The 24,566-nt window shown below is 69.5% G+C and carries 18 protein-coding genes; 11 read left to right on the top strand and 7 right to left on the bottom strand.

Going from position 1 to position 24,566, the window contains the following annotated elements; all coding sequences use genetic code 11:
• Positions 1–72 precede the first annotated feature (72 nt).
• Complete coding sequence (locus tag ABT130_RS33095; protein WP_350962140.1) at positions 73–2,823, top strand: ATP-binding protein; 2,751 nt, start codon at positions 73–75, stop codon at positions 2,821–2,823.
• Here the strand turns inward: ABT130_RS33095 and ABT130_RS33090 are convergent.
• Positions 2,783–3,064, bottom strand: a complete 282-nt coding sequence (locus ABT130_RS33090; protein WP_350962137.1) for a hypothetical protein — start codon at positions 3,062–3,064, stop codon at positions 2,783–2,785. The two genes, ABT130_RS33095 and ABT130_RS33090, sit on opposite strands and share 41 nt — an antisense overlap.
• A 435-nt stretch (positions 3,065–3,499) precedes the next feature.
• Here ABT130_RS33090 and ABT130_RS33085 point away from each other — a divergent pair, with 435 nt between their 5' ends.
• The 4 genes from ABT130_RS33085 (at position 3,500) to ABT130_RS33070 (ending at position 6,218) form a co-directional block, all read left to right on the top strand.
• Positions 3,500–4,462, top strand: coding sequence for an alpha/beta hydrolase (locus ABT130_RS33085; RefSeq protein ID WP_350962134.1), 963 nt, complete (start codon positions 3,500–3,502; stop codon positions 4,460–4,462).
• Complete coding sequence (locus ABT130_RS33080; protein ID WP_350962132.1) at positions 4,459–5,181, top strand: alpha/beta fold hydrolase; 723 nt, start codon at positions 4,459–4,461, stop codon at positions 5,179–5,181. The genes ABT130_RS33085 and ABT130_RS33080 overlap by 4 nt, the downstream gene beginning before the upstream one ends.
• A gap of 7 nt (positions 5,182–5,188) precedes the next feature.
• The gene (locus ABT130_RS33075) at positions 5,189–5,923 is read left to right on the top strand and encodes an alpha/beta fold hydrolase (protein ID WP_350962130.1); all 735 of its coding nucleotides are present in this window, start codon (positions 5,189–5,191) and stop codon (positions 5,921–5,923) included.
• A gap of 124 nt (positions 5,924–6,047) precedes the next feature.
• Entirely contained in the window at positions 6,048–6,218 is a 171-nt protein-coding gene (locus ABT130_RS33070) for a hypothetical protein (RefSeq protein ID WP_350962127.1), read from the top strand.
• Between the two features lie 198 nt (positions 6,219–6,416).
• Here the strand turns inward: ABT130_RS33070 and ABT130_RS33065 are convergent, their stop codons facing one another.
• Both ABT130_RS33065 and ABT130_RS33060 read right to left on the bottom strand, forming a co-directional pair.
• Positions 6,417–9,212, bottom strand: a complete 2,796-nt coding sequence (locus ABT130_RS33065; protein ID WP_350962124.1) for an AAA family ATPase — start codon at positions 9,210–9,212, stop codon at positions 6,417–6,419.
• A 908-nt stretch (positions 9,213–10,120) separates the two neighbouring features.
• A complete protein-coding gene (locus ABT130_RS33060) occupies positions 10,121–11,350 on the bottom strand; it encodes a cytochrome P450 family protein (protein WP_350962122.1) in 1,230 nt (409 codons plus the stop codon).
• Between the two features lie 550 nt (positions 11,351–11,900).
• Between ABT130_RS33060 and ABT130_RS33055 the strand changes: the two genes are divergently transcribed.
• Positions 11,901–13,052 (top strand): sensor histidine kinase, encoded by a 1,152-nt coding sequence (locus ABT130_RS33055; RefSeq protein ID WP_350962119.1) that lies wholly within the window; start codon positions 11,901–11,903, stop codon positions 13,050–13,052.
• A complete protein-coding gene (locus ABT130_RS33050) occupies positions 13,049–13,717 on the top strand; it encodes a response regulator (protein ID WP_350962116.1) in 669 nt (222 codons plus the stop codon). Before ABT130_RS33055 ends, ABT130_RS33050 begins: the two co-directional genes overlap by 4 nt.
• A gap of 328 nt (positions 13,718–14,045) precedes the next feature.
• Here ABT130_RS33050 and ABT130_RS33045 read toward each other — a convergent pair whose 3' ends face one another.
• Complete coding sequence (locus ABT130_RS33045) at positions 14,046–15,227, bottom strand: acyl-CoA dehydrogenase family protein (RefSeq protein WP_350962113.1); 1,182 nt, start codon at positions 15,225–15,227, stop codon at positions 14,046–14,048.
• 70 nt (positions 15,228–15,297) lie between these two features.
• Here ABT130_RS33045 and ABT130_RS33040 point away from each other — a divergent pair, with 70 nt between their 5' ends.
• Complete coding sequence (locus ABT130_RS33040; RefSeq protein ID WP_350962112.1) at positions 15,298–15,912, top strand: TetR/AcrR family transcriptional regulator; 615 nt, start codon at positions 15,298–15,300, stop codon at positions 15,910–15,912.
• A gap of 114 nt (positions 15,913–16,026) precedes the next feature.
• Here the strand turns inward: ABT130_RS33040 and ABT130_RS33035 are convergent, their stop codons facing one another.
• Positions 16,027–18,345: an ATP-binding cassette domain-containing protein gene (locus ABT130_RS33035; protein ID WP_350962110.1), complete on the bottom strand. Its 2,319-nt coding sequence runs from the start codon at positions 18,343–18,345 to the stop codon at positions 16,027–16,029.
• A gap of 77 nt (positions 18,346–18,422) precedes the next feature.
• On the opposite strand from ABT130_RS33035, the gene ABT130_RS33030 reads away from it, so the two are divergent.
• Positions 18,423–19,226 carry a TetR/AcrR family transcriptional regulator gene (locus ABT130_RS33030; protein ID WP_350924916.1) on the top strand — a complete coding sequence of 268 codons (804 nt, stop codon included), beginning with the start codon at positions 18,423–18,425 and terminating at the stop codon, positions 19,224–19,226.
• 78 nt (positions 19,227–19,304) lie between these two features.
• On the opposite strand, the gene ABT130_RS33025 is transcribed toward ABT130_RS33030, so the two are convergent.
• Positions 19,305–19,967, bottom strand: coding sequence for a TetR/AcrR family transcriptional regulator (locus ABT130_RS33025; protein ID WP_350924918.1), 663 nt, complete (start codon positions 19,965–19,967; stop codon positions 19,305–19,307).
• A 135-nt stretch (positions 19,968–20,102) separates the two neighbouring features.
• On the opposite strand from ABT130_RS33025, the gene ABT130_RS33020 reads away from it, so the two are divergent.
• A complete protein-coding gene (locus ABT130_RS33020; protein ID WP_350962108.1) occupies positions 20,103–21,542 on the top strand; it encodes a DHA2 family efflux MFS transporter permease subunit in 1,440 nt (479 codons plus the stop codon).
• Positions 21,543–21,652: 110 nt separating this feature from the next.
• On the opposite strand, the gene ABT130_RS33015 is transcribed toward ABT130_RS33020, so the two are convergent.
• Positions 21,653–22,420, bottom strand: a complete 768-nt coding sequence (locus tag ABT130_RS33015) for a HalD/BesD family halogenase (protein WP_350962105.1) — start codon at positions 22,418–22,420, stop codon at positions 21,653–21,655.
• A 159-nt stretch (positions 22,421–22,579) separates the two neighbouring features.
• Between ABT130_RS33015 and ABT130_RS33010 the strand changes: the two genes are divergently transcribed.
• Positions 22,580–24,505, top strand: a complete 1,926-nt coding sequence (locus tag ABT130_RS33010; RefSeq protein ID WP_350962102.1) for a B12-binding domain-containing radical SAM protein — start codon at positions 22,580–22,582, stop codon at positions 24,503–24,505.
• Positions 24,506–24,566 lie beyond the last annotated feature (61 nt).

Genomic DNA, 24,566 nt, shown 5'->3' with positions numbered 1-24,566 from the left:
ACGTTCGGCAGTCATCGGTCAGCGGGCAAACGGTCGGCGGGGGCGGTGCCCATGGCAAGCAGAAGTCCCGGGTTGCAGCTTCGTGGGCGGCAGATCGAGTGCGAGACGCTGGACCAGCTCGTGGCGACGGTGCAGGGCGGCCACAGTTCGGTCCTGGTCCTGCGCGGCGAGGCCGGCATCGGCAAGACAGCGCTGCTGGACTACGCGCGCAGCAGCGCGTCCGGCTACCGGATAGCAAGGGCGGCGGGCGTCGAGTCCGAGATGGAGCTGGCCTTCGGCGGCCTGCACCAGCTGTGCGCCCCGTTCCTGGATCATCTCGGTCGCCTGCCGGAGCCGCAACGCGACGCGCTTGGGACGGCGTTCGGCCTGAGCGCAGGGACTCCACCGGACCGCTTCCTGGTCGGGCTCGCGGTGCTCAACCTGCTCGCCGACGTGGCCGAAAAAAAACCGCTGGTCTGCCTCGTCGATGACGCCCAATGGCTTGATCGAGTCTCCGCGCAGACCCTCGCCTTCGTCGCGCGACGCCTGCTCGCGGAGCCGATCGGGCTGGTGCTCGCGGTGCGCGGGTCCCACCTCGAACCCGAGTTGACGGGGCTGCCGCAGCTCGAAGTGGGACGGTTGAGCGACAGCGATGCCCGCGCCCTGCTGGACTCGGTGACTCCTGGACGACTCGACGAGCGGGTCCGGGACCGGATCGTCGCCGAGACGCAGGGAAACCCGCTGGCCCTGCTCGAACTGCCCCGGGGATTGACGCCGGCGGAGCTGGCAGGCGGGTTCGGGCGGCCCGACGCGCGGCCGCTGGCCGGCCAGATCGAGCAGAGCTTCCTGCGACGGGTCCGGTCGCTACCGGCCGAGACGCAGCTGCTGCTGCTCATCGCGGCGGCCGAGCCGGTGGGCGATGTGACCTTGCTGACGCGAGCGGCGGTGCGGTTGGGAATCGAAGCGGCCGCCGCATCGCCGGCCGAAGCGGCGGGACTGATCACCATCGGGACCAGGGTGCGTTTTCGTCATCCCCTCGTGCGCTCGGCGGCCTACCAGGTGGCGGCCCCGCAGGACCGGCAGAACGTGCACCGCGCGCTGGCCGACGCGACCGACCCCCGGTCTGATCCCGACCGCCGGGCGTGGCATCTGGCGAACGCGACGGCCGGCCCGGACGAGACGGTGGCCGTCGAGCTGGAGCGCTCCGCCGATCGGGCGCAGGCGCGCGGCGGGGTCGCGGCGGCAGCCGCGTTCCTCGAGCGTGCGGCCGAGCTGAGCGCCGATTCCGCACGCCGCGGAGCCAGAGCGTTGGCGGCGGCACTGACCAAGTACCAGGCCGGTGGTTTCGACGCCGCGCTCGAACTGCTGGACGCTGCGGAACTCAGCCCCCTGGACGAACGCGAACTCGCCCAGTCCAACCTGTTGCGCGGTCAGATCGTGTTCGCCTCTACAAGTGCCGGCGCCGCTTTGCCGCTGCTGCTCAAAGCCGGCAAGCAACTCGAGCCGCTGGACCCCGGGCTGGCCCGCGAGACCTACCGTGACGCGCTGAACGCGGCTATGACGGCCGGCCGCCTGCCGAGCGGCGCTCAATTGGTGGACGTCGCCAAGGCGACGCTCGCCGCGCCGCCGGGGCCGCCACCCGAGCGCAACGATCTTTTCCTGAACGGCGTGGCCGTGTTGGCCACTGAGGGTTGCTCGGCGGGCGTGCCGATGGTGCTGCGGGCCCTGGACGCCTTCCGCACCGAAGGGGTCTCCAGGGAAGAGGGCCTTGGCTGGCTCTCGTTCGCGTGCCGCATGGCTCATAACGTCTGGGACTTCGACAGCTGGTCGGTGCTCTCGGCGAGGCTGGTCGACCTGGCCCGCGAGACGGGGGCTCTGTCGGTGCTGCCGTTGGCTCTCCATATGCTCGTGTCGAATCGGGCCCTCGCCGGCGAACTTGCCGTCGCCGATGCGCTGCTCGCCGAGGCGGTGACGATCGGTGAGGTGACGGGCAGCCGCTTCTTCGCCCAGTACGCAGCCCTGGTGCTCGAGCCCTGGAGGGGCCGGGAAGCCGCGACACGTCAGGTGATCGAAGCGGTCACGCGAGACACGGCCCTTCAAGGGGAAGGCAAGGCGGTGACCGCCACCCAATGGGCGAACGCGGTGCTCTGCAACGGCCTCGGTCGCTACGAGGAGGCGTACGTCGCGGCCGAGCGAGGCTGCGAGCACCCGCAGGAGCTCGGAGGCCCGTTCATCAGGTCCTTGATCGAGCTCGTCGAGGCCGCGGTCCGGAGCGGAAGGCCGGTCCGCGCCGCCGAAGCCGCCCGGCAACTCGACGAGATGGCACAGGCCAGCGGCACCGACTGGGCCCTCGGCACCTCGGCGAGCGCGCGTGCCCAGGTGAGTGACGGCCCAGTCGCCGAGACTCTGTACCGTGAGGCGATCGACCGGCTCAGCCGCACCGAGGTCCGGGTGACGCTCGCCCGTAGCCGACTGCTCTACGGCGAGTGGCTGCGTCGGGAGAACCGCCGCGTCGACGCACGCGAGCAACTGGGCATCGCCTACGAGATGCTCAGCCAGATGGGGGCCGAGGCGTTCGCGGAACGCGCCCGGCGCGAGCTTCAGGCCACCGGCGAGACGGTACGCAAGCGCACCGCCGAGGCGCGAACCACACTCACCGCCCAGGAAGCGCAGATAGCGCGCCTGGCCCGTGACGGGCTGACGAACCCCGAGATCGGCGCTCAGCTCTTCATCAGCCCGCACACCGTCGAATGGCACTTGCGCAAGGTCTTCGCGAAGCTCGGCATCGTGTCCCGCAAACAGATCAGCACCACGCTGCTCGAAGGCACGGCGGCCACGGCCTGAGGCTCTGTGGCCTGCCGTCGGCGGGAAGGGGCACGCGACGCGGGGCGCTCTGGCGGCGGTCGCGGATGCGGAGCAGGGCTTTGACGAGTTCGCCGGCCCACAGGATGATCGAGCCGACGGCCAGGCAGGTCAGCCACTGGCCGGCGGTGACCGGCGTCATTGTGCCCGCGACGCCGGCCTGACCCGCGACCGGGTCGGGCCCCGGTACCCAGGCGAGGACGGCGGCGGTGCCGGTCGCCATGAGGGGCGCCGGTCGGCAGGATGTCGCTGCCGCCCTCGAAGCCGTCCGCGGCGAAGTCCTGGCGAGTCGGCAGTCCCTGCTCCGGGGCCTGGAGCCTGACATCGCCGGCCGGCAGCGCGTGCCACGCCACCCGATCCTGTTCGATCATGCTGCCATCCTCCGTTGGCCGCCTCTCCAGACGACGGCGCGGCCTCATGGGTCCCCTCAGCCGGGCGTCCCAGCCGGCCCGCTCGCCCACTCAGACCGGGCGACCGCGCGGGTTCGTGACAGCTCCTTTCCTCTCGATTCCCGGTGTCACGGATCCGGGGGCCGCCCGGTCTAAGTGGGCGAGCGGGCCGGCCTTGGCCGCCCACCTTCCGAAGGCCCACGCGAACGATGCGCGCGGAGATCCGCAAGGTCCGAACGGAGAAACGAGATGGAAACGGAGAATTCCGCATGAACAACAACGTCCTGGAGCCGGTGGCGCAGGAGCTCGCCGACGCGACCGCCAAACCCCCCTTCCTATACGAGCTGGGCTCTGACGGCGCCCGCAAGGTGCTGGACGACATCCAGGCCGCCCCGGTCACCAAGCCCGAGGTGAACGAGAAGTGGATCACGGTCCCGGCCGCGGTCGGCGACGTGCGCGTACGGATCGTCAAGCCCGCCGCGTCGTCCGGCCCGCTCCCGGCCGTCCTGTACGTCCATGGCGGCGGCTGGGTGCTGGGCAACGCGGGCACCCACGACCGGCTGGTACGCGAGCTGGCCGTCGGAACGGGCGCAGCGGTGGTCTTCGTGGAGTACGACCGCTCGCCCGAAGCCCGCTACCCGGTCGCGATCGAGCAGGCCTACGCCAGCGCCCAGTGGATCACCCGCCACGGCGCGGACGAGGGGCTGGACGCCTCCCGGCTGGCGGTGGCCGGGGACTCGGTCGGCGGCAACATGACCGCCGCGCTGACCATCCTGGCCAAACGGCGCGCCGACGTGACCTTCGTGCACCAGTCGCTGTACTACCCGGTCACCGACGCCGCCCAGGACACCGGCAGCTACCGTGAGTTCGCCGAAGGCCCGTACCTGACCGCCAAGGCGATGGCCTGGTTCTGGGACGCCTACACCACCGACCCCGCCCAGCGCGCCGAGATCACCGCCTCACCGCTGCGCGCCACCCTGGAGGACCTGGCGGGTTTGCCGCCCGCGTTCGTCATCGTCGACGAGAACGACGTGCTGTGTGACGAGGGCGAGGCTTATGCCCGCAAGCTCACCGCGGCCGGCGTCCCCACCACCAGCGTCCGCTACAACGGCACCCTGCACGACTTCATGATGCTCAACCCGGTCCGCAACACCCACGCCGCGCGTGCCGCCACCGCCCAAGCCATTGACGTCCTCAAAATCGCCCTGAACACCGGAAAGGCACACTCATGACCACAGAACAGCCTGTCATCGTCCTAGTCCACGGCGCCTTCGCCGAATCGGCTAGCTGGAACCGCGTCATCCAACGCCTGCACAGCAACCGGCTCACCGCCGTCGCCGTGGCCAACCCGCTGCGCAGCGTCGAAGGCGACGCCACCTACGTGCGCGACGTGATCGCCGGCATCGACCGCCCGACGATCCTGGTCGGCCATTCCTACGGCGGCATGGTGATCACTCAGGCCGCGGCCGGCAACCCGAACGTGCGCGCCCTGGTCTACGTCGCCGCTTTCGCCCCGGAACCCGGCGAGAACGCGTTCCTGCTGTCCGGCAAGTTCGAGGGCAGCACCCTGGCCGGCGCGCTGGAGGCGTATCCGGTCGCCTCCGGCGGCAACGAGTTCCGCATCGTCGAGGACAAGTTCCACCACCAGTTCTGCGCCGACCTCGACGCCGACGAGGCCGCCCTGATGGCCGCGACCCAGCGGCCGGTCACCGAGCAGGCGCTGACCGACGCCCTGACGGCGAACGAGCCCGCCTGGCGCACCACACCGTCCTGGTTTGTCCACGGCGAGCGCGACCTCAACATCCCGGCCGCCGCGCTGCGCTTCATGGCCGAACGCGCCGGCTCACGAGGAACCCGCGAGGCCGCGGGCGCCTCCCACGCGATCGCCGCCTCGCAGCCCGACGCCGTGACCTCCACCATCCTCGACGCCGCCGACCACGCACAGGAGTGACACTTCCATGCCCGCGATCCTCATTCACGGCGTCCCTGACACCCACCGCGTCTGGGCGGGCGTCCGCCGGCACCTGACGCGCACGGACGTGGAAGCCTGGGACCTGCCGGGCTTCGGCGCTTCACGCCCGGACGGCTTCGGCAGCACCAAGGAGGAGTACGCCGACTGGCTGATCGGCCGTCTGGAGAAGGTCGGCGAGCCGGTCGACCTGGTCGGCCACGATTGGGGCTGCATCCTCACCGCCCGGGTCGCGTCCCTGCGCCCCGACCTGGTACGCACCTGGGCCGGCGGCAACGGCCCCATCAGCGCTCGGTACGTCTGGCATCCGCTGGCCAAGGTCTGGCAGGACCCGGTCGAGGGGGACCGCTTCATGGCCGAGCTGACGCCGCGGGGCTTCGCCGACGATCTGATCACCGGCTTCGAGGTGCCCGCCGACCTGGCCAAGGAGATGGTGCGGCACGTGGACGCGCCGATGAAGGACAGCATTCTCAAGCTCTACCGCTCCGCGATGCGGATGGGCAGCGAGTGGGAACCAGAGCTGGCGAAGACGACCGCGCCCGGCCTCGTGTTCTGGGGCGCACGCGATCCCGCCTGTCAGGTCGAGTTCGCCGACGAACTGGCCCGGGCCATCCAGGCGGAACACGTGATCAAGCTCGATTGCAACCACTGGCCGGTGCTGCAGCGGCCGGCGCAGGTCGCCGCCGCCCTCGAGGAGCACTGGCAGCGCCACCAAGCCGCCTGATCCGGCTCCTCTGCGCTGGACGGCCCGCGCGGCCTGCCAGGATGCGGACCCTGGCCTGTTCTTCCCGATCACGTGGGACGACCATCCCGGGCGGGAAGAGTTCAACCGCACCTACTGCACCCTGTTGAACCAGCTGGAGCAGGCCTTCAACGGCGACCCGAAACTGCTCAGGGTCGCCGTCGGCACCATGTACGCGCTCAAGGCCCAGGCCGACGCCTTGATGCTGATGCCCGACGAGGACGGCACCACGGCCGGACCGACCTTCGACTACGTGCCACCGGAGCAATGCTCATGAGCGTCCCGTCCAGCCGCCGACACTCCGCCGGGGTGCTGCCCGCCGTGCTGTACGTCCACGGCGGTCGCGCACTGTCCGGCGATGCACTCCGCACTTGCGCGCCAGAGTCCGTACCCCAAGGCCTTGCGATCGCGCGTCCCTCCGGATCGCGGCGAACGTCATGCGAGGGCGGCGCCTATTCGGATCCCAAGGGGGCGGTCAGGGCCCGACCATCGGTCCCGTACCCGTGGGCTTTCCAGTGCCCGGCGCCGCCTGGTCGAGCTCGGCGAGCGCGGTCTTCAGCTCGGCGCGCCCCCTGATGCCGAGCTTCATGAAGACCTTGCGCAGGTGGTACTCGGCGGTGCGCGCGCTGATGAACAGCCGCGCGCCGATGTCCCGGTTTGTGAGTCCTTCGCGCGCGAGGCGCGCCACATTGAGCTCCTGGTCGGTGAGTTGCGCCGCTGACCCATGCGCGCGCACGCGCAAGGTCTCGCCGCTCGCGCTCAGCTCGCGTGCGGCGCGCTCGGCGAAGCCGTTCAAGCCGATACCCGACAACACCTCGTACGCGGCCAGGAGCTGCTCGCGCGCATCGGCGTGCCGGCCCCGGCGGCTCAGCTCCTCCCCGTACAGCAAGCGGCAGCGCCCCACCATGATCGGAATCTGCTCGTGCTCGAAGCGCTCGATCGCATCCCGGAACAGGGCCTGGGCCTCGTCGCCTTCGTGTAGCTGCGCCTCTGCCATCACCAGCACGGCCAGCGCCCAGTTGGTCCCCACCGGCCGCGTGACGTTCGCCAGTTGCTCGAACGCCTGCTCGGCGAGCTCGCGCTCGCCGGTGTGGGTGGCCGCCTCTACTAGCTCGAGCAGCGTGCGCATCGCGTGGCTCAGCTCGTGCGTGTACGGCAGCTCACGGCGACCGCAGGCGACCGCCTGGGCGAAGCGCCCCAGGCCGTTGTAGAGGATGGCCTCCCCGAAGTTGACCGCGCTCAGCCCGTAGCCTTCGCCCCGCGCGTGCGAGTCGGCTCGGATCTGCTCCGCCAGGCGCTCCGCCTCGCCGGCCTGCCCTCGGTACGCCGCGAGGAAGAACCGCCCGTACTGCGGCAGCGGGTGGCCGGTGACGTCCTTGATGGCGTCGATCTCGTCGCAGGAGGCTTCGGCCGCGTCCAGTTCGCCGTCGACCGTCTGCGCCACCATCAGCAGGCTCAGAGCGATCGGCAGCACCGTCACGACGCCTTCGGCGCGGGCGAACTCGACCTGCCGATCGGCGAGCGCGCGGAGCCCGCGGGCGTCCCAGAGGTCCTGCGCGGCGCGGGAGGCGAACCACATCCAGTGCAGCTCGAGCGAGTCCGGGGCCTGCTCGAGGAACGCGCGCTGCGCCCGGCGCAGGGTATCGATCGCGGCCTCCTGCCCTTTGGCGGCGAGCAGCACCTGGCCGCGCAGGATCAGGTCCCGCGCACGGTCGGACTCCTCGCCGGCGGTCGCCTCCAGGATCGCGTTCGAGACCGCGGCCACCTGCTCGGCGTCACCGAGCCGGCCGCCGTAAATCGCGGCCGCCAGCGCCTCGATGTAGGTGTCGCGGGCGAGCACCGGGTCGAGCCCTTCGAGGCCCTGCGCCGCGGCGAGGAGGAGCTGCGGCCCACTACTGTCGCGCCGAAGTGCGTATCCGGCGCGGGCGCGCAGCCGGGCGACGAGCGCCTCTTGCAACGGGGTGAGGGGATGGTCGCGGGCGGTGTCGAGCAGGTGCAGGGCCGCTGCGGGCGCGCCCGCGTCGTGCTTGGCCTCGGCTGCCGCGATCAGCCGCTGCCCGCGGCGGACCGGCGCGGGCGTCAGCTCCGCCGCCCGCTCCAGGAACGCGCCCGCGGCGGCCGCGCCGCCGCGGGTCCGCGCACGCACCGCGGACCGCTCGAGGTCGGCGGCGACCTCCTCGTCCGGGCGCAGCGTCGCGCTGGCTCGATGCCATGCCCGGCGATCCGGGTCGTGGTCGACGCTGGTGACGTCGGCCAGTGCGGCGTGGACGCGCCGCCGGTCCTCCGGCGACGCTGCCCGGTAGACCGCCGACCGCACGAGCGGATGGCGAAAGCTGACGCGCGTGCCGACGACGAGCGCGTCGGCGTTCCTGGCGGCGTCGAAGTCCTCCGGGCCCAGTCCCAGTGCCGCGCTCGCACGCCACAGCAGCCCGGGATCTCCGGTCGGGTCCGCAGCCGCCAGCAGCAACAGGAGGCGCGCCGACTCGGGCAGCGGCTCGAGCTGCGCGACCAGGCTCTGCTCGATGCGGTTCTCCAGCGGCATCGCGCCGGTGAGCGCGAACCCGCCGGCGATCTCGGCCGGGCTCAGCGCCCGGGGCAGCTCCCGCAGCGCGAGCGGGTTGCCGCGCGCCTCCGCGATCAGCTGGTCGTGCACCCGCCGGTCGAGGCCGCCGGGGGTCGCGAGGCGCAGAAGCTCGCGCGCGTCGTCGTGGCCCACCCCTTCGACGACCGTCTGCCGAAGCCCGGCGAACACCTCGTCGACCATGCGCATGGCGAGCACGATGGCGATCCCCTCGACATCGAGACGCCGGGCGGCGAACGCGACAGCGCGCGCCGATGCCTCGTCGAGCCACTGCGCGTCGTCGACGATGCAGAGCAGCGCCCGATCGCCCGCGACCTCGGTGAGCAGCCCGAGCAGTGCGAGCCCGACGAGGAACGGGCTGGGCGCGGAGGCTTGGCGCAGGCCGAACGCCGCCTCGATCGCCTCGCGCTGCGGGGCGGGCAGGCGCCCGGCCGAGCTCATCATGTGCCCGCACAACTGCTGCAGGCCGGCGTAGGCCAGCTCCATCTCGGACTCCGACGCGACGATGCGCTCGACCCGGACGTCGGTCGCGGCGCGCGCCGCCATGTGGTCCAGGAGCGCGGTCTTGCCGACGCCGGCCGCGCCGGAGACGACCAGCGCGCCGCTGTGACCGGCGCGGGCACGGTCCACCAGCGCGTCCAGCTCCGCCAGCTCGCGATGCCGTCCCCGCAGCGGCGTGGTCTCTGTCACGGTGCCACCTTCGCTGGGTTTACTGATGCACGGTGCCTTTGGCGCGCAAGATCCTATCTGAGGCATTCGCGATGCAGGAGCGGCGACACGGGCCGCGGTCTTCGGGGCGGCGGAGCCGCGCAGGGGTGTACCCCGCGTGCCAGGGGGCGCGCCAACCACGGCGTCGAGGACCTCGGCTACCACCGAGGACGAGTCACCCGGCACCTCCGAGCGGCCGGGCAAACGCGCATGTACTGTCTGAGCTGAGGTTTCTCCGGTTCGTTACGCGGCTCGTCGGTACTCGTTCATCGTGCCGCCGAGCACCTTGCGGCGTTCGATCCGGCCTTCCATCGGCATCGCCGACTGTTGTCCTGTTCGGGTCGCCGGCGGGCGCGGCCCAGAAGAAGTGGGTGGACGCCTACAGGCCGCCTACGGACCACCGTACTCTCCGGCTTCGCCTCATTCGCGGGGGACGCGCTCCAGGTCATCGTGGATGCGGTGAACAAGGCGGGAGGCACCGACCCGGAGAACACGAGACCGCCCAGATCGACGGCTTCAGCGGACCCGTGCGCTTCGCTCCGGACAACCACTCCGGGCTGCTGCCCGATGCGCTCGCCGTCCTGGTCGTTCGTCAGGGCCAGTGGCATCTGGCCGATTGATCACCCCATTCGTGGTCGCCCGCCTGATCCAGGTCGTCCTATGCGATCCTGCCTGGCTAAGCGGCTCACCCCGGCCGATCGGCGGGCCTGTCAGCCCGCCGATCTCGGCGGCTTCTCGGATGTCGACGTTCACCTCCAGCCCCGCCGGTGGTGGTCGTCAGGTGAGCGGCCTCTCCGGCGAACAGCTGCACCCGCGGGACCGCGGCGCCCTTGAGGACCGCCCCTTGCCGGGTGCCGCACCCCACTGACCCGCTCGGCGCGCCCGACGTGCTACTCGACGACGCGCAGGTGCACGGGGAGTTCCTGGTGACCGTTGCTGATGAGGGTGGGTATCGGCCGCAATGTGTCGGCCGGTATCGCGAGTGACATGGCGGGGAAACGCTCGAAGAGCTGACGCAGGGCTTCTGCGACTTCAAGGCGGGCCAATGGAGCGCCGAGGCAGAAGTGCACGCCGTAGCCGAACGCCAGGTGGTCCTTCACCTTGCGCGTGACGTCGACGGTGTCGGCGTCCGGCCCGTGCCAGTCCGGGTGACGGTTGGCGGCCCCATACGCGGCGAGGATGGGGTCCCCCGCGGCGATGACCTGTCCGTCAGGCAGCTTGATGTCGGTCACGGCGAAGCGCAGCGGCAAGTACTTGATGGCGGGCTCGGCGCGAAGGGTTTCCTCTACCACGTCCTCCCAGGTAGCCTCGCCGGTGCGGACGAGGTGGAGCAGGTCGGGGGACGTCAGCATCGCAAGGACGGCTTGGTCGATGACGTTGACGGTCGTTTCGTACCCTGCGTTGATCATCAGAATCATCGTGTCGCGCAGTTCAACATCGGTGAAGCCGGTGCCGTCCGACTCCTCGTCGCGTGCCGCGATGAGGAGGGAGGTCATGTCGTCGCCGGGGTTGCTGCGCTTGGTGGCGATCAACTGGTCGGTGGCCTCAAAAAGACGTGCGGTGTTGGCCTTGGCCTGCTCAGGTGTGAGCGTGCTGTTGAAGACGTTGTCGACGAGCTGTCGGAAATCGTCCCGCTGGTCTTCAGGTACACCCATCAGGTGGCCGATCACGGCGATGGGCAGCGGGTAGGCCAGTCGCTCGCGCAGGTCCACCACCTGGCCGGGGGGCACCGCGGCAAGGGCGTCGATCAACTCGGTGACCAGGGATTGGATGGTCGGCTTCAGCTCGGCGATGCGGCGTGCACTGAAGGCGGGGGCGACCATCCGCCGTAACCTGCGGTGGTCGGCGCCGTATGCGGTGAGCATGCTCTGCACCTCGATCCACAGGGCGAGCGGCCACGTGCTGATCGTCTGCTGAAAGGCCGGGTAGTGAGCGCGGCCGTTCTTGGAGACATCGGGGCTGGTGAGCAGAGCCTTGAGAAGGGCAGGGTCGGTGACTGCCCAGGCGCGCAGGCCGAGGATGTCCACGGGGGTGGCCGGGCCACGAGCCCGCAGGGCCTGGTATTCAGCGTGCCGGTCGGTACCGGTGGGATCGATGACGAACGGGAGAGGTTGGGACATGTGTCTTCTCCTTCAGGTCGCAGCAGCGAAGCAGAGGGAAGGGGCCTCACGGGCACGCTGGGTCGCTCTGCCTCGCCACGTCGGTCCGATGCGGAATGGCGGGGTCTGTTTTAGGCCGTGTCTGAGCGATCTGGTCCTAGCCGAACTGGCCAGGTTGGTAGTGCTCAAGGCGGCTGGTTGATGACATTGATGCGGTTGCAGGCGTTGATGATGGCGATGGTCGAGGCCCTGCACACGGTTGACCGGGTAGCCCGGGCTATGTGTGACAGGAAGCCGGGTATGACGTGCGTCTCATCAGAGCGTCCCCGGGCTGTCAGAAGGCGGCACGAGACATGCTTCCCGGGTTGCTTCCACGGGAGTGGTGCACGAGATCCCCAGATAGCCAGATAGAAGGCGTGGAACGCCGTCCTGAGGATGTTGGTCGATATGCCCCTTCTCCCGTCGGGTGAGGAGTCGGCCGGATCCGTCACGGAGCCGACCTGAGCGGGCCACCCGGCACGATCACATGCTGAAGATGGCCCGCTTAACACCAGTCACCTAGGGTGGATCCGTGGTCGATGAGCGGATGCGGAGGGGACTTCCGGCCTGGGCCGTCGACGCCCTGATCGGTGCGGGCGTCAGCCTCACCATGTCGGTCGTGATCTCCGCCGACCAGGGAGGACGGCACGGTCCGGACGCGATCGCGTACCTGTGGGCGGTAGGTCTTGGCGCGCTGATGCCGGCCCGCCGGCGTTACCCGGTGATCGTGCTCGCCGTCAGCGCGCTGGGACTGTTCGCCTACTACGCCGCCGGCTATCCGGCTGTCGGGGTCGCCGTCCCGGTCGCCGCGGCGTTGTTCTCGGCGGCCGAGTTCGGCCGGCTCGTCCATGCCGTTGTCACCGCTGCCGTCGTGGTCGCGGTCTCGCTGTTCTTCCGCCTGGTCGAGGGCCAGGATTTCTCGTTCGTCGTCGGCTATGAACTGGCCGGACACATCCTGCTCATGGCCGCGGCGATCGCCCTGGGAGACGGCCTGAGATCGAGACGGACCGCACAGGCGGGAGCGAGGCGGATCGCCGAGCTCACCGCCCAGCGGTATCAGCAGGAAGCGGACGCGCGCGTTCACGCCGAACGCCTGGCCATCGCGCGGGATCTGCACGACTCGATCGGTCACACGACCTCCGTCATCTCCCTGCACGCCGATGTCGCCCGCGAGTCGCTCGGTCACGACGAGACGCAGACCCGCGCGGCTCTCGACCTGATCAGGTCCACCGCCACGCGCACGATGAGCGAGCTGCGCAGAACCGTCGCCCTGCTCCGTGCACCGACTGAGAACCCGAGATCGGTCGTCTCGCTGTCGAGCATCGACACACTTCGTGAAACGGCCGCGGCCGCGGGAACCAGCATCGACATCGACATGCGCGTCACCGCTCAGTTGCCCGCGACGGTCGACGCCGCGGCGTTCCGAATCGTTCAGGAGGCGGTCACCAACATCGTCAGGCACTCGCGCGGTACCCACGCCCGCGTCACCGTGTACGACGACGGAACCCTGCTTCACGTGTCGGTGACCGATGACGGTGCGGACCCGGGCGGCGATACCGGGCACGGGCACGGGATCGCCGGGATGCGCGAGCGAGCCGAGGCGCTTGGCGGCACCCTGACAGCCGGACCCGGAACCGCGGGATTCACCGTCCGCGCCGTCCTCCCGCTGGAGCCACCGTCATGATCAGCGTGATCGTCGTCGACGACCAGGAGCTCGTACGTGCGGGCCTGCGCACACTCCTTGAGAACGATCCGGAGATCACCGTTGTCGGCGAGGCGTCCGACGGCCGCGCCGCGCTCTCCCGCGTCCGGGAGCTGCGCCCCGACATCGTGCTGATGGACATCCGGATGCCCGGCATGGACGGGCTCGAGGCGAGTGCCGCGATCCGCGCCGACGATTCGCTGGCGGGCTCGCGGGTCCTGATCCTCACCACGTTCGACGAGGACGACGACATCATCGAGGCCGTCACTCTCGGCGCGGCCGGCTACCTCCTCAAGGACACGCCGTCCGACGACCTCCGGAAGGCGGTGCACACGGCCGCGGCGGGCGGAAACCTCCTCTCGCCCACGATCGCCCGGCGGGTCATGGAACACCTCGCCCGAGCTCCGAAACCGCCAGAACCAGACCCGCGACTGGCCGCCCTGACCGAGCGAGAACTGACCGTCCTCACTCGGGTCGGTCACGGAGACACCAACGCCGAGATCGCCGCGGCGCTCTTCATCAGCCCGGCGACCGTACGCACCTACGTCAGCCGGATCCTGACCAAGCTCGATGCCCGGGACCGCACGGCACTGGCCGTCATCGTCCACCGCTCCGGGCTGAGCACCGGCGAAGACGGCCACAAGTAGCGGGCCACCATGATGTGCTCGCGATGCGACTGCCGCCAGATCTTCCGGATCCCGTGGACACCGTGGTTGTCCCGATGGACTCGGCCGTTGTGGGCCTTGAGTTCCTCATCGCGCACGGCGCGGGCGCTGGGCCGGCGGTTGGTGGCGGCATGGATCGCTTCAACGCGCGAACTGCTTCGACGATGACCGCGTCGCTGTTCACGGTCGTTCCTTCAGATGGGGCCGGTCGTTAGCGAGGCGCCATCCGGAGGGCGCGGTCCATACGGATCACTTCACTGTTGAGACAGTCGTGATAGGTGATCGCCGGCGCGGGCCGGGCGTACTTCCATCAGTCCTGCTCCTTGCTGTAGGTGGTGATCGTTCCACCGGTGTTCCCGGCGAGTGCGCGGCCGATGACCAGGCGCTGGATCTGGTTGGTCCCCTCGAAGATCTGCATGACCTTCGCCTCGCGCATGTAGCGCTCGACCGGGAAGTCCCGGGTGTAGCCGTAGCCACCGAGGACCTGCACGGCGTCGGTCGTCACCTTCATGGCGTTGTCGGTGGCGACCATCTTGGCGATGGACGCCTCCCGGCTGAACGGGCGCCCCTGATCCTTCAGACGCGCGGCGTGCAGCGTCATCGCGCGGGAACTCTGGACGGCCGCCTCCATGTCGGCGAGCAGGAACGCGAGGCCCTGGTGCTCGATGATCGGTTTTCCGAAGGTCTCCCGCTCCTTCGCGTACTCCACGGCCTGGTCGAGTGCCCCTTGGGCCAGGCCGGTGGCGACCGCCGCGATTCCCAGCCGGCCGGAGTCGAGGCCGGCCAGTGCGATCTTGAGGCCATCGCCCTCCTCGCCGATCCTGCGCCAGGCGGGAACACGGACATGGTCCAGCCGCATGGTGGCGGTCGCGGATCCGGTCAGGCCCATCTTGCGCTCGGGCGGGTCCGCGCTCAGGCCTTCCGCGTCGGCCGGGACCAGGAAGCAGGAGATGCCCTTGCGATCGTCGGAGGTCCGTGCCATCACCTGGTAGAAGTCGGCATGCCCACCGTGGGTCGTCCATGCCTTCGCGCCGTCGAGCACGTAGTCGTCCCCGTCCCGGACGGCGCGGGTCCTCATGGCGGCGGGATCAGAGCCCGCGTGCGACTCGCTCAGGCAGTACGCGCCGAGGAGGTCGCCGCCGAGCATGTCGGGCAGCCAGGCCCGCCGCTGCTCTTCCGTGCCGAAGGCGACGAGCCCGAAGCACGCCAGGGTATGCACGCTGGCGCCGACGCCGATGCTCGACCAGATCGCCGCGATCTCCTCAAGGACCTGCAGGTACACCTCGTACGGCTGGCCTCCGCCGCCGTACTCCTCGGAGTAGGGGAGACCGAGGAGGCCGACCGCGCCGAGGGTCCTGAAGACCTCGCGCGGGAACTCCTCGTCGGCCTCGGCCCGGGCGGCCCGGGGCGCGAGTTCCTTGCCGGCGAGGTCCCGGACGAGGTTGATCAGGTCGGCACTCTCGCCGGTGGGCATGACACGTGATGCGGGCATGGACAATCCTCCGGGAACCAGAATGAGTACCACAGTATCAGATTTGGTACTCTGTCATAGGGTCGGCGTCATGCCACTTCCAGGGAAGGCCCGCGCGCGCCGCGAGGAGATGCTGGTTCAGCTCCGAGAGCTGTTCCTGACCGAGGGATTCTCTTCGTTCAACATCGGAGATCTGGCGGAACGGTTGCGGTGTTCGAGAACCACCTTGTACGCCGTGGCGCCAAGCAAGGAGCAGATCGTTGTCGCGGCCGTGCGCTCGTTCTTCAAGACCGCGGCGGAACATATCGAGGCCCGGGTCGCGGCCTTCGATGATCCGGCGAGGCGGCTGGCGATCTACCTGGAGGCCGTCGCCTCGGAACTTCAGCCGGCCTCGGCCAGGTTCTTCGCGGATGTGGCCGACTTCGGTCCGGCCAACGACGTGTACCAGGAGAACACTCAGTACGCGGCTCGGCGGGTCCAGGCCCTCGTGACCGAGGGAGTGCAGGCCGGAGCGCTGCGTCCGGTTCACGCGTCGTTCGTGGGGGCCGCCGCGGCCCAGGTCATGGGCGCGATCCAGCGCGGAACGATCCAGGCGACCACCGGGCTCGACGCCGCCGAAGCGTACCGCCAGCTCGCCGACCTGGTCATGACCAGCCTGACGGCCGCCCCGAAGGAGCCGACCAACGTGCGGAGAACGACACCGTGACCACTGATGACCGAAGCGTGCGTCACACCCGTGCTCACCTTCGCCGAGGCGGCCGAGCATCCACACCCGGCGGCACGCGGTACGTACCTCGAGGTGGACGGTGTGGTTCAGCCGCTACGCACCGTCTTCTCCCAGGTAGGTACGCAGGTGCCGGGCGGTGAGCGAGTCCCCCGTGGAGACCAGGTCCGCAGGAGTGCCGGTGAAGACCACCCGGCCGCCGTCGTGGCCGGCACCCGGGCCGAGGTCGATGATCCAGTCGGCGTGGGCCATCACCGCCTGGTGATGCTCGATGACGATGACCGTGTTGCCGTCGTCGACCAGCCGGTCCAGCAGGGCCAGGAGCTGGTCCACGTCCGCCAGGTGCAGGCCGGTGGTCGGCTCGTCCAGCACGTACGTGGTGGCCTTCTCCGCCATCCGGATGGCCAGCTTGAGCCGCTGCCGCTCGCCGCCGGACAGGGTGGTGAGCGGCTGGCCCAGGCCGAGGTAGCCCAGGCCCACGTCGGCGAGCCGGTCCAGGACGGCGCGGGCCGGGCCGGAGGCGAAGAAGTCGCGGGCCTCGGCCACCGACATGGCCAGCACCTCGCTGATGTCCTTGCCGCGCAGCTTGTGGGTGAGCACCTCGGGGGTGAACCGCTTCCCCTCGCACTGCTCGCACACCGACGCCACCCCGGCCATCATCGCCAGGTCGGTGTAGACCAGGCCGATGCCCTTGCAGTTCTGGCAGGCCCCCTCGGAGTTCGCGCTGAACAGGGCGGCCTTGACCCCGTTGGCCTTGGCGAAGGCGGTACGGATCGCATCGAGCAGCCCGCTGTAGGTGGCCGGGTTGCTGCGGCGCGACCCCCGGATCGGGGCCTGGTCGACCACCGCGACGTCGTCCCGGCGGGGGAGCGAGCCGTGGATCAGCGAGCTCTTGCCCGAGCCGGCGACGCCGGTGACCACGGTCAGCACGCCCAGCGGGATGTCGACGCTCACGTCCTTCAGGTTGTGCAGGCGGGCGCCGGTGATGGACAGCTGCCCGCTGGGCTGCCGTACCTTCTCACGCAGGCGGGCCCGGTGGTCCAGGTGGCGGCCGGTCAGGGAGTCCGACGCGCGTAGCCCGGCCACGTCGCCGGTGAAGCAGATCCGCCCGCCGGACGAACCGGCCCCGGGACCGAGGTCGACCACGTGGTCGGCGATCTCGATCGTCTCCGGCTTGTGCTCGACCACCAGAACCGTGTTGCCCTTGTCGCGCAGCCGGAGCAGCAGGCCGTTCATCCGCTCGATGTCGTGCGGGTGCAGGCCGACCGTGGGCTCGTCGAAGACGTAGGTGACGTCGGTCAGGCTGGAGCCGAGATGCCGGACCATCTTCACCCGCTGGGCCTCGCCTCCGGACAGGGTGCCGGATTCGCGGTCCAGGCTCAGGTAGCCCAGGCCGATCTCGACCAGCGAGTCCAGGGTGTTGCGCAGGGTGGCGATCAGCGGCCGTACCGACTCGTCCTCGATGTCCCGGACGAAGTCGGCCAGGTCGCTGATCTGCATGGCGGCGCAGTCGGCGATGTTGCGGCCGTTGATCTTCGAGCCCAGTGCGGCGGGGTTGAGCCTGGTGCCACCGCACGCCTGGCAGCTGGTGAACGTCACGGCCCGGTCCACGAACGCCCGGATGTGCGGCTGCATGGACTCGCGGTCCTTGGCGAGGTAGAGCCGCCGCACCTTGACCAGGAGCCCCTCGTAGGTGGTGTTCATGGTGCCGATCTTGATCTTGGTGGCGGGTTTGTGCAGGAAGTCCTCCCACTGGGCCGGGGTGTAGTCCTTCAGCTTGACGTCGCGGTCGAAGAATCCGGAGTGGGCTATCGACTGCCAGTACCACGAATCCACATTGAAGTTCGGGGCGGTGATCGCTCCCTCGTTGAGCGAGAGGTCGACGTCGACCAGCTGGGAGACGTCGACGTCCGACACCCGGCCGAGTCCCTCGCACTTCGGGCACATGCCCTCGGCGCTGTTGAAGCTGAACGCGGTCGAGGTGCCGACGTGCGGGGTGCCGATCCGGCTGAAGACGATCCGCAGCATCGTCTGCGCGTCGGTCGCCGTGCCGACCGTGGAGCGGGAGTTGGCACCCATCCGCTCCTGGTCGACGACGATCGCCGCGCTCAGGTTGCGCAGGGCGTCGACGTCGGGCCGGCCGAGGCTCGGCATGAACGACTGGACGAAGGCCGTGTAGGTCTCGTTGATCAGCCGCTGCGACTCCGCGGCGATGGTGCCGAAGACGAGGGAGGACTTTCCGGAGCCGGATACCCCGGTGAAGACGGTGAGCCGGCGCTTGGGAATGTCCAGCGAGACGTCGGCCAGGTTGTTCTCCCTGGCACCGCGGACCTCGATCACGTCGTGGCTGTCCGCGGCGGCCCGGCCGTGCCGCGTGTCGTGGTCGTCGGTGGGGGTGGGGCTGGAGGGGAACACTGACCTTCTCCCTTGATATCCTTAGGGTGTAAAGAGATAGCCTGGTAAAGTTAGTTTATGCCGTAAGGAGTGGCAAGTTGGTCGTCTTCGCCGGACAGGGCGACGCGCGCCGTTCGATGGCACTGCTGTGGCATACCCCGAGGTCGGAAGAGGGGCGCCCCGGCCCCAAGCCCGGTCTGAGCGTGGATGTGATCGTGGATACGGCCATCGCCGTCGCCGACTCCGAGGGAATGGCCGCGCTCTCCATGCGCGCGGTGGGTGAACGGCTCGGCCGCACCGCCATGGCCCTCTACACCTACGTGCCCAGTAAGAGCGAGCTGGTCGACCTGATGTACGACCGGGCCCTGGCCGAGTTGCCCACCTCCTATGAGCTGGGGGCGGGCTGGCGGGCGGCCGTGACCTCCTGGGCCGAGGAGGCCTGGGCGTTCTATCTGCGCCACCCGTGGGTGCTGCAGGTCTCGCAGGCGCGCCCGGTGCTGGGCCCCAACGAGTACGTCATGCTGGAGACGGCGCTGCGCATCCTCCGTGAGACGGGCCTTACGGCCGGGGCGCTGCGGCGTCTTGTCGGGGTGCTGTTCCACTTCGTGCGCGCGGCGGCGCAGACGGTCGCGGAGTCGCGCCAGGCCCCGGCGGCGACCGGGATGTCCGACGAGGAGTGGTGGTACGCCCGCTCGGCCCTGCTGGAGGAGGTCGCGCCGGACTTCGCCGAGCGGTTCCCGACGCTGACCTGGCTCGACAGCGAGGGGGCCTACCAGTCCGAGGACGAGAGCGTGCCCTACCTGGAACAGGAGGCGAAGGAGACCTTCGCGGCCGGTCTCGCCGTCCTCCTGGACGGCATCGAGGCGGCCGTGAACAGGGCCGGCGTACGAGCACTTCCATGATCCGCAGGACGTGCGGGGCCCTGGTGGCACGGCCCGGCTGACCGATCCTCGCCACGGCAGGGTCCGCGGTGCAGGGGCCTAACGGGCGTCGGGGCCGAAGGCCCGCAGGAACGTGTGGACGGCGGCGCGGGCCACGGCCCGCAGTTCGGCGTCGCCGACCTGGCGGGTTCCCAGCCGGGACCGGGCCTCCATCGGGCCGGTGAGCAGGGCGTTGAACTGTTCGGCCGCCTGTGCCGGGTCGATCGCGTGCAGGCGACCGGCGAGCGTGAGCCGGGCCAGCCGGTCGGTCAGGGCCTGGGCGACGCGCTCGGCCGCGCGCCCCTGGACGATGTCGAGCAGGTCGGGGAACTGGTTGAGCTCCGCCGAGAGCAGCCGCCGCAGTGCCCAGGAACGATCGTCGCAGTAGCACTGGAGCAGGCTGTGGCCGACCTCCTCCAGCATGGCGCGCGGCTCGCCGTGCTCGGTGAGCCGCTCCAGTACGGCCAGGTTCCTGGCCAGCGCCCTGTCGGCCTGAGCGGTGATCGCCTGGCGTAGCAGGGTCTCCTTGTCGCCGAAGTGGTTGTACACGGTGGCCTTGGCGACGCCCGCCTCGGCGGCGATCATGTCCACCCCTGCCTGGGCGTACCCCTGGCGGGCGAACACCGTGAACGCGGCATCCAGGATCGCCTGCCGCTTGTCGATGCGTCCGCGTGCGACGGAGGGGCTGACGGAGGGGCTCTGTTCGGCCGAGATTCCGCTCATAGGCCGCATCATACTTCCCGAACCACCCGATTGGACTAACCAGTCTGGTTTTTTGGACTAGATTGACTAAGACTCACGGGTCTCTTAATTTGGTCGCACTGGTCTAGTTCGTTGTGATCGAAGCGGAGAGAACCCATGACAGAACCGCGAGACGACCGGCTGGATCCGGCACTGCTGCGGCTGATCGGCGTGATTTTGCTCGGCGGGCTGCTGGGCATCCTCAACAGCACGATGGCCGCCGTCGCCACCGACACCCTGGCCACCGCCTTCGACACCTCGCTGAGTACGATCGGCTGGGCCTCCACCGGCTTCCTGCTGGCCGTCACGGCCACCATCCCCTTCGCCACCTGGGCCGTCGACCGGTTCGGCGGCAGGCGGCTCTGGCTGATCGGCCTCCTGCTGTTCCTGGCCGGATCGCTCACCTCCGGGCTGGCCTGGGACGTCGGCAGCCTGATCGTCTTCCGCGTCGTCCAGGGCCTCGGCGCCGGTCTCCTCGACCCGCTCGTGCTGGTCCTGCTGGCCCGGGCCGCAGGTCCGCATCGCGCGGGACGCGTGATGGGCCTGATGGGCGTGGTCCTCTCCCTCGGCCCGGTCCTCGGGCCGATCCTGGGTGGCGCCATCCTCCAGGGACTGCAGTGGCGATGGATGTTCCTGCTCAGCGTGCCCGTCGGCGTCATCGCCCTGCTGCTCGCCCTGCGCGTGCTGCCCGCCGACCCGCCGGCCGAGCGGCAGCCGCGGGTCCGGCTCGACGTCATCGGCCTGGCCCTGATCGGTCCGGGCTTCGCGGCGCTCATCCTGGCCCTGTCGCAGACGGCCGAGCAGGGCACGTTCACCGCCTGGCAGGCGCTCAGCCCGCTGGCCGCCGGCGCCGCGCTGCTGATCGGCTACACGATCCACGCGTTCCGCACCCGGCGCACGCCACCCCTGATCGACCTGCGACTGTTCGCCGGCCGCGGTTTCACCGCGAGCGTCACCATCATGGGCCTGGGCGGCCTCGCGAACTTCGCCGTCTTCTTCGCGCTGCCGCTGTACTACCAGCAGGCGCACGGGTACGGCGTGCTCGCCGCCGGGCTGCTGATGGCGCCCGTGGGCCTCGGCGGCTCCATCGCCATGCCGCTGGCCGGACGGCTGTCGGACCGGCTCGGCGCTCGCGGGCTGGCAGGCGGCGGCGCGCTCGTGGCCGCCCTCAGCGCGCTGGCCTTCACCCGGATCGGAGCGGAAACCCCCGAGGTGTGGCCCGTGCTGGGCGCCCTCACCATCGGCCTGGGCATGGGCTTCTTCAGCGCCCCCACGATGGGATCGCTGTATCGCACACTGCCCGCCCCGATGGTGGCGCAGGGTAGCTCGGTGCTCTACATGCTCAACCAGCTCGGCGCCGCGATCGGGGTCGCCGTCGTCACGCTCATCCTGCAGACCGCCGACGACGCGACAGCCGGCTTCCACCGCGTCTTCTGGTTCACCGTCACCGTGATCGCGGTCATCCTGGCCGCCGTCCCGCTCCTGCCGGGCCGGCCCCGGGCGCAGGTCGTACCGGAGACGCCGTCACCGGTGCCCTCTCCATCCAGGCGGAGCTGAGCCCGGCGTCGGGACGGCCCGGTCGTGGACCGGGCCGTTCCCCTCCTCCCGGACTCCTCGGATCCCGAGCGCCGGTGGGTGTGGCCGGCGAGCCCGGACCGTCCCGGAGCTCAGCTGAACATCGCCTCCATGGTCTCGTGTGACTGCTCCTTCTTCGCGTCGGACTCGCTGCCCCAGCAGGTGTTGAGGATGATCCGGGTGCGGTCCTCCGACAGCGGGACCGTGCGGTGCAGCGTCGTGTCGGAGCGCAGGAAGTAGATGTCGCCGCTCTGGTGGGCGTAGGTGCTGATCGGGTAGCGGATGAGGTGGTCGTGGACCCGGGGGTCCTCCTTCACCCAGTTGGTGTGCGGAACGCACTGGAGCATGCCGCCGTACTCGCTGCTGGGCGCCTCCAGGATCCAGATGAGGGTGAAGCTGAAGTCGCCCCAGTGCCAGCCGTGGGTGTCGCCCTGCTTCTCCTGGCGGATGATGACGTACTTCTCCTCGTCCCAGGGGCAGTTGACGACGGGTTCGTTCGCCAGCCGGCCCAGGAAGCCCTTGAGGGCGGGGGAGTCGTAGAGCTCCGGGATCAGGGAGCTGTCGCCGGCGATGGACTGCTGGCTGACCGTGCTCATCTTCCGCGGGGAGTTGCTGGTCTCCTTGAGGTTGATGTCGATCCGGCGCGCGTGCAGATCGAGCAGGCGCTCCACCTCGTCCGAGACGAGATCCTTGACCTCCTCGGAGACCACATTCCGCAGTTTGACGTAGCCGTTCCTGCGGAAATCATGGGAGAATCTGCGGATTTCCCAGGGGTCCTGAAAGGTCTTTTCGAGATGCTCCGCGATCCGGTCGTCGAGTGAGAGCGTCCCGAGGCCGGTCTCGTAGTCGTGAGTCGGCATACGGTTTCTCCTCCGTGGTTATCGAGGTTTCCGGAACCGTAACACGCGAGTGGTGTCCACAATTGGCGCGCGTTGTCCGTCCCGTCCCCCTGTGAAAGCATGAGCGGATTCCATCCGATCGGCTTCAGCGATTACTCGGACTACGCAGGGACGAGCGTCATGAACACCAAAGTCACATTCGTCGAGCTGTCTGCATTCGAGGCCATCCTGCCCCTTGCCTCCGGTTACATGCAGGCTTACGCACAGCACGATCCGGAGGTGGGGCCGCGATGTGATTTCGAGATCTTCTCCGCCCCGGTGTCCGCGGACAGAAAGGAGGTGATCGCAGAACTCCTGGAAAAGCGCAGCGACGTCTACGCCATCAGTTGCTACATCTGGAACATCGGATTCGCGCGCGCGGTGCTGGCCGCGCTGCACGAGCGGCTCCCGGCGGCCCGGTTCATCCTCGGCGGTCCCCAGGTCATGCTGCACGCCGAGGAGTACGTCGCCCCCGAACAGGAGAACGTCGTCGTCTGCAACGGCGAGGGCGAGAAGACGATGCTGCAGTACCTGCGCCAGGTGATCGGCGACGACCCCGACTTCTCGGCCGTCGACGGGATCAGCTTCTGGCGGTCGGGGGAACTCGTCACCACCGAGGCCGCCGAGCGGGTGCGCGACCTGATGGAGGTGCCCTCGCCCTTCACCTCCGGCGTCTTCGAGGAGGGCAAGTACACCACCGCCATCCTGGAGACCAATCGCGGATGCCCGTTCAGCTGCGGTTTCTGCTTCTGGGGCGCGGCGACCAACGACAAGGTCCACAAGTTCGAGGACCAGCGGGTCCGCGACGACATCACCTGGATCAGCAAGCACGACTTCGTGTCGATCTTCATCGCGGACGCCAACTGGGGCATGGCCCCGCGCGACGTGGAACTGACCCGCCACCTGGTGGAGTGCAGCGAGGAGAACGGCTACCCGGTGATGGTCTCGATGGCCGCGGCCAAGAACAAGCCCGACCGGATGGCCGAGATCACCGAGATCCTCGTGCAGGGAGGACTGCTGACCAGCCAGCCCATCTCCCTGCAGTCGATGAGCTCCAGGACCCTGGAGTTGGTCGACCGCTCGAACATCAAGCCCGCGACCTACACCGAGTTGCAGAGAACACTCAGGGAGAAGCGCATCAGCTCCTACATCGAGCTGATCTGGCCGCTTCCCGGAGAGACCCTGGAGTCATACAAGGAGGGAATCGCGGAACTGTGCCGGCTCCGTGCCGACACGCTCATCGTCTATCCGCAACTCCTGCTGCACAACACCTCGATATACGCCAAACGGGAGCTTCTCGGAGTGCAGGTGGAACGCGTTCCCAGTGATGTCACGGAAGCCGACGTGGTGGTCGGCACCAACTGGGTAAGCCGCACGGAGTGCGAGCGCGGCACCTGGTTCTACTACGCCGTCCACTCGCTCTACAACCTACGCGGCCTGTATTACCTCGCCAATTATCTGGAGAGGTCCGGAATAAGGCGGCTGGAGGATTTCTTCACCGACGCCGCGACGTATTTCGAGAGCCGTACCGACACCGAGGTCGCCGGTTTCTTCCGCGATTCCGTGCAGAAACTCTGGAACTACGACTTCCATAATTTCGGGATGGTCGCGCATCTCGTCCTGCACTCGCACCGCGAGGAGTTCGACGGGCTGCTCGTCGACTTCGCCCGCGGTCAGTCCTGGTGGCGGGACGCCGGGGCGCGGGCCGCGTTCGAGCTCGACCTGCTGGCCAGGCCCTACATCTACCTGGCCAGGCCCAAGCCGCCGGGCTACGACTTCACCGAGCTGCGCGTCGAGCCGCACGGCAGGACGGCCTCGGTCGTCGACATGCCCGCCGACCTGGCCGCCCTCCTCATCGACCTTGACGTGACCGGCCTGGAGGCCGGCCAGGAGCACCTCACCCGGCTGGTGCTCGACCACCCGCGCGGGCGGAAGCTGCCGTTCATGCCCGAGCGCAGCCTGGAGCACAACGCCTCCTACTGCCAGGGCATGGTGCTGCGGCTGCGGGAGTATCTGCCCACCTGGCGGCCGGAGTCCGAGGTCGCCGCGCTGCCGGGCCGCCGCTGAGCCGCCCGGCCGGGCCGCGGAGGGCCCGCGCGTGACGAGGGCCGTGAGGATCATCCTCACG

Source organism: Streptosporangium sp. NPDC001681 (genome assembly GCF_040298085.1).
Classification (GTDB): Bacteria; Actinomycetota; Actinomycetes; order Streptosporangiales; family Streptosporangiaceae; genus Streptosporangium.
Note: the sequence above shows the minus strand (reverse complement) of the source record. Positions and strands in the feature narration are given on the sequence as shown.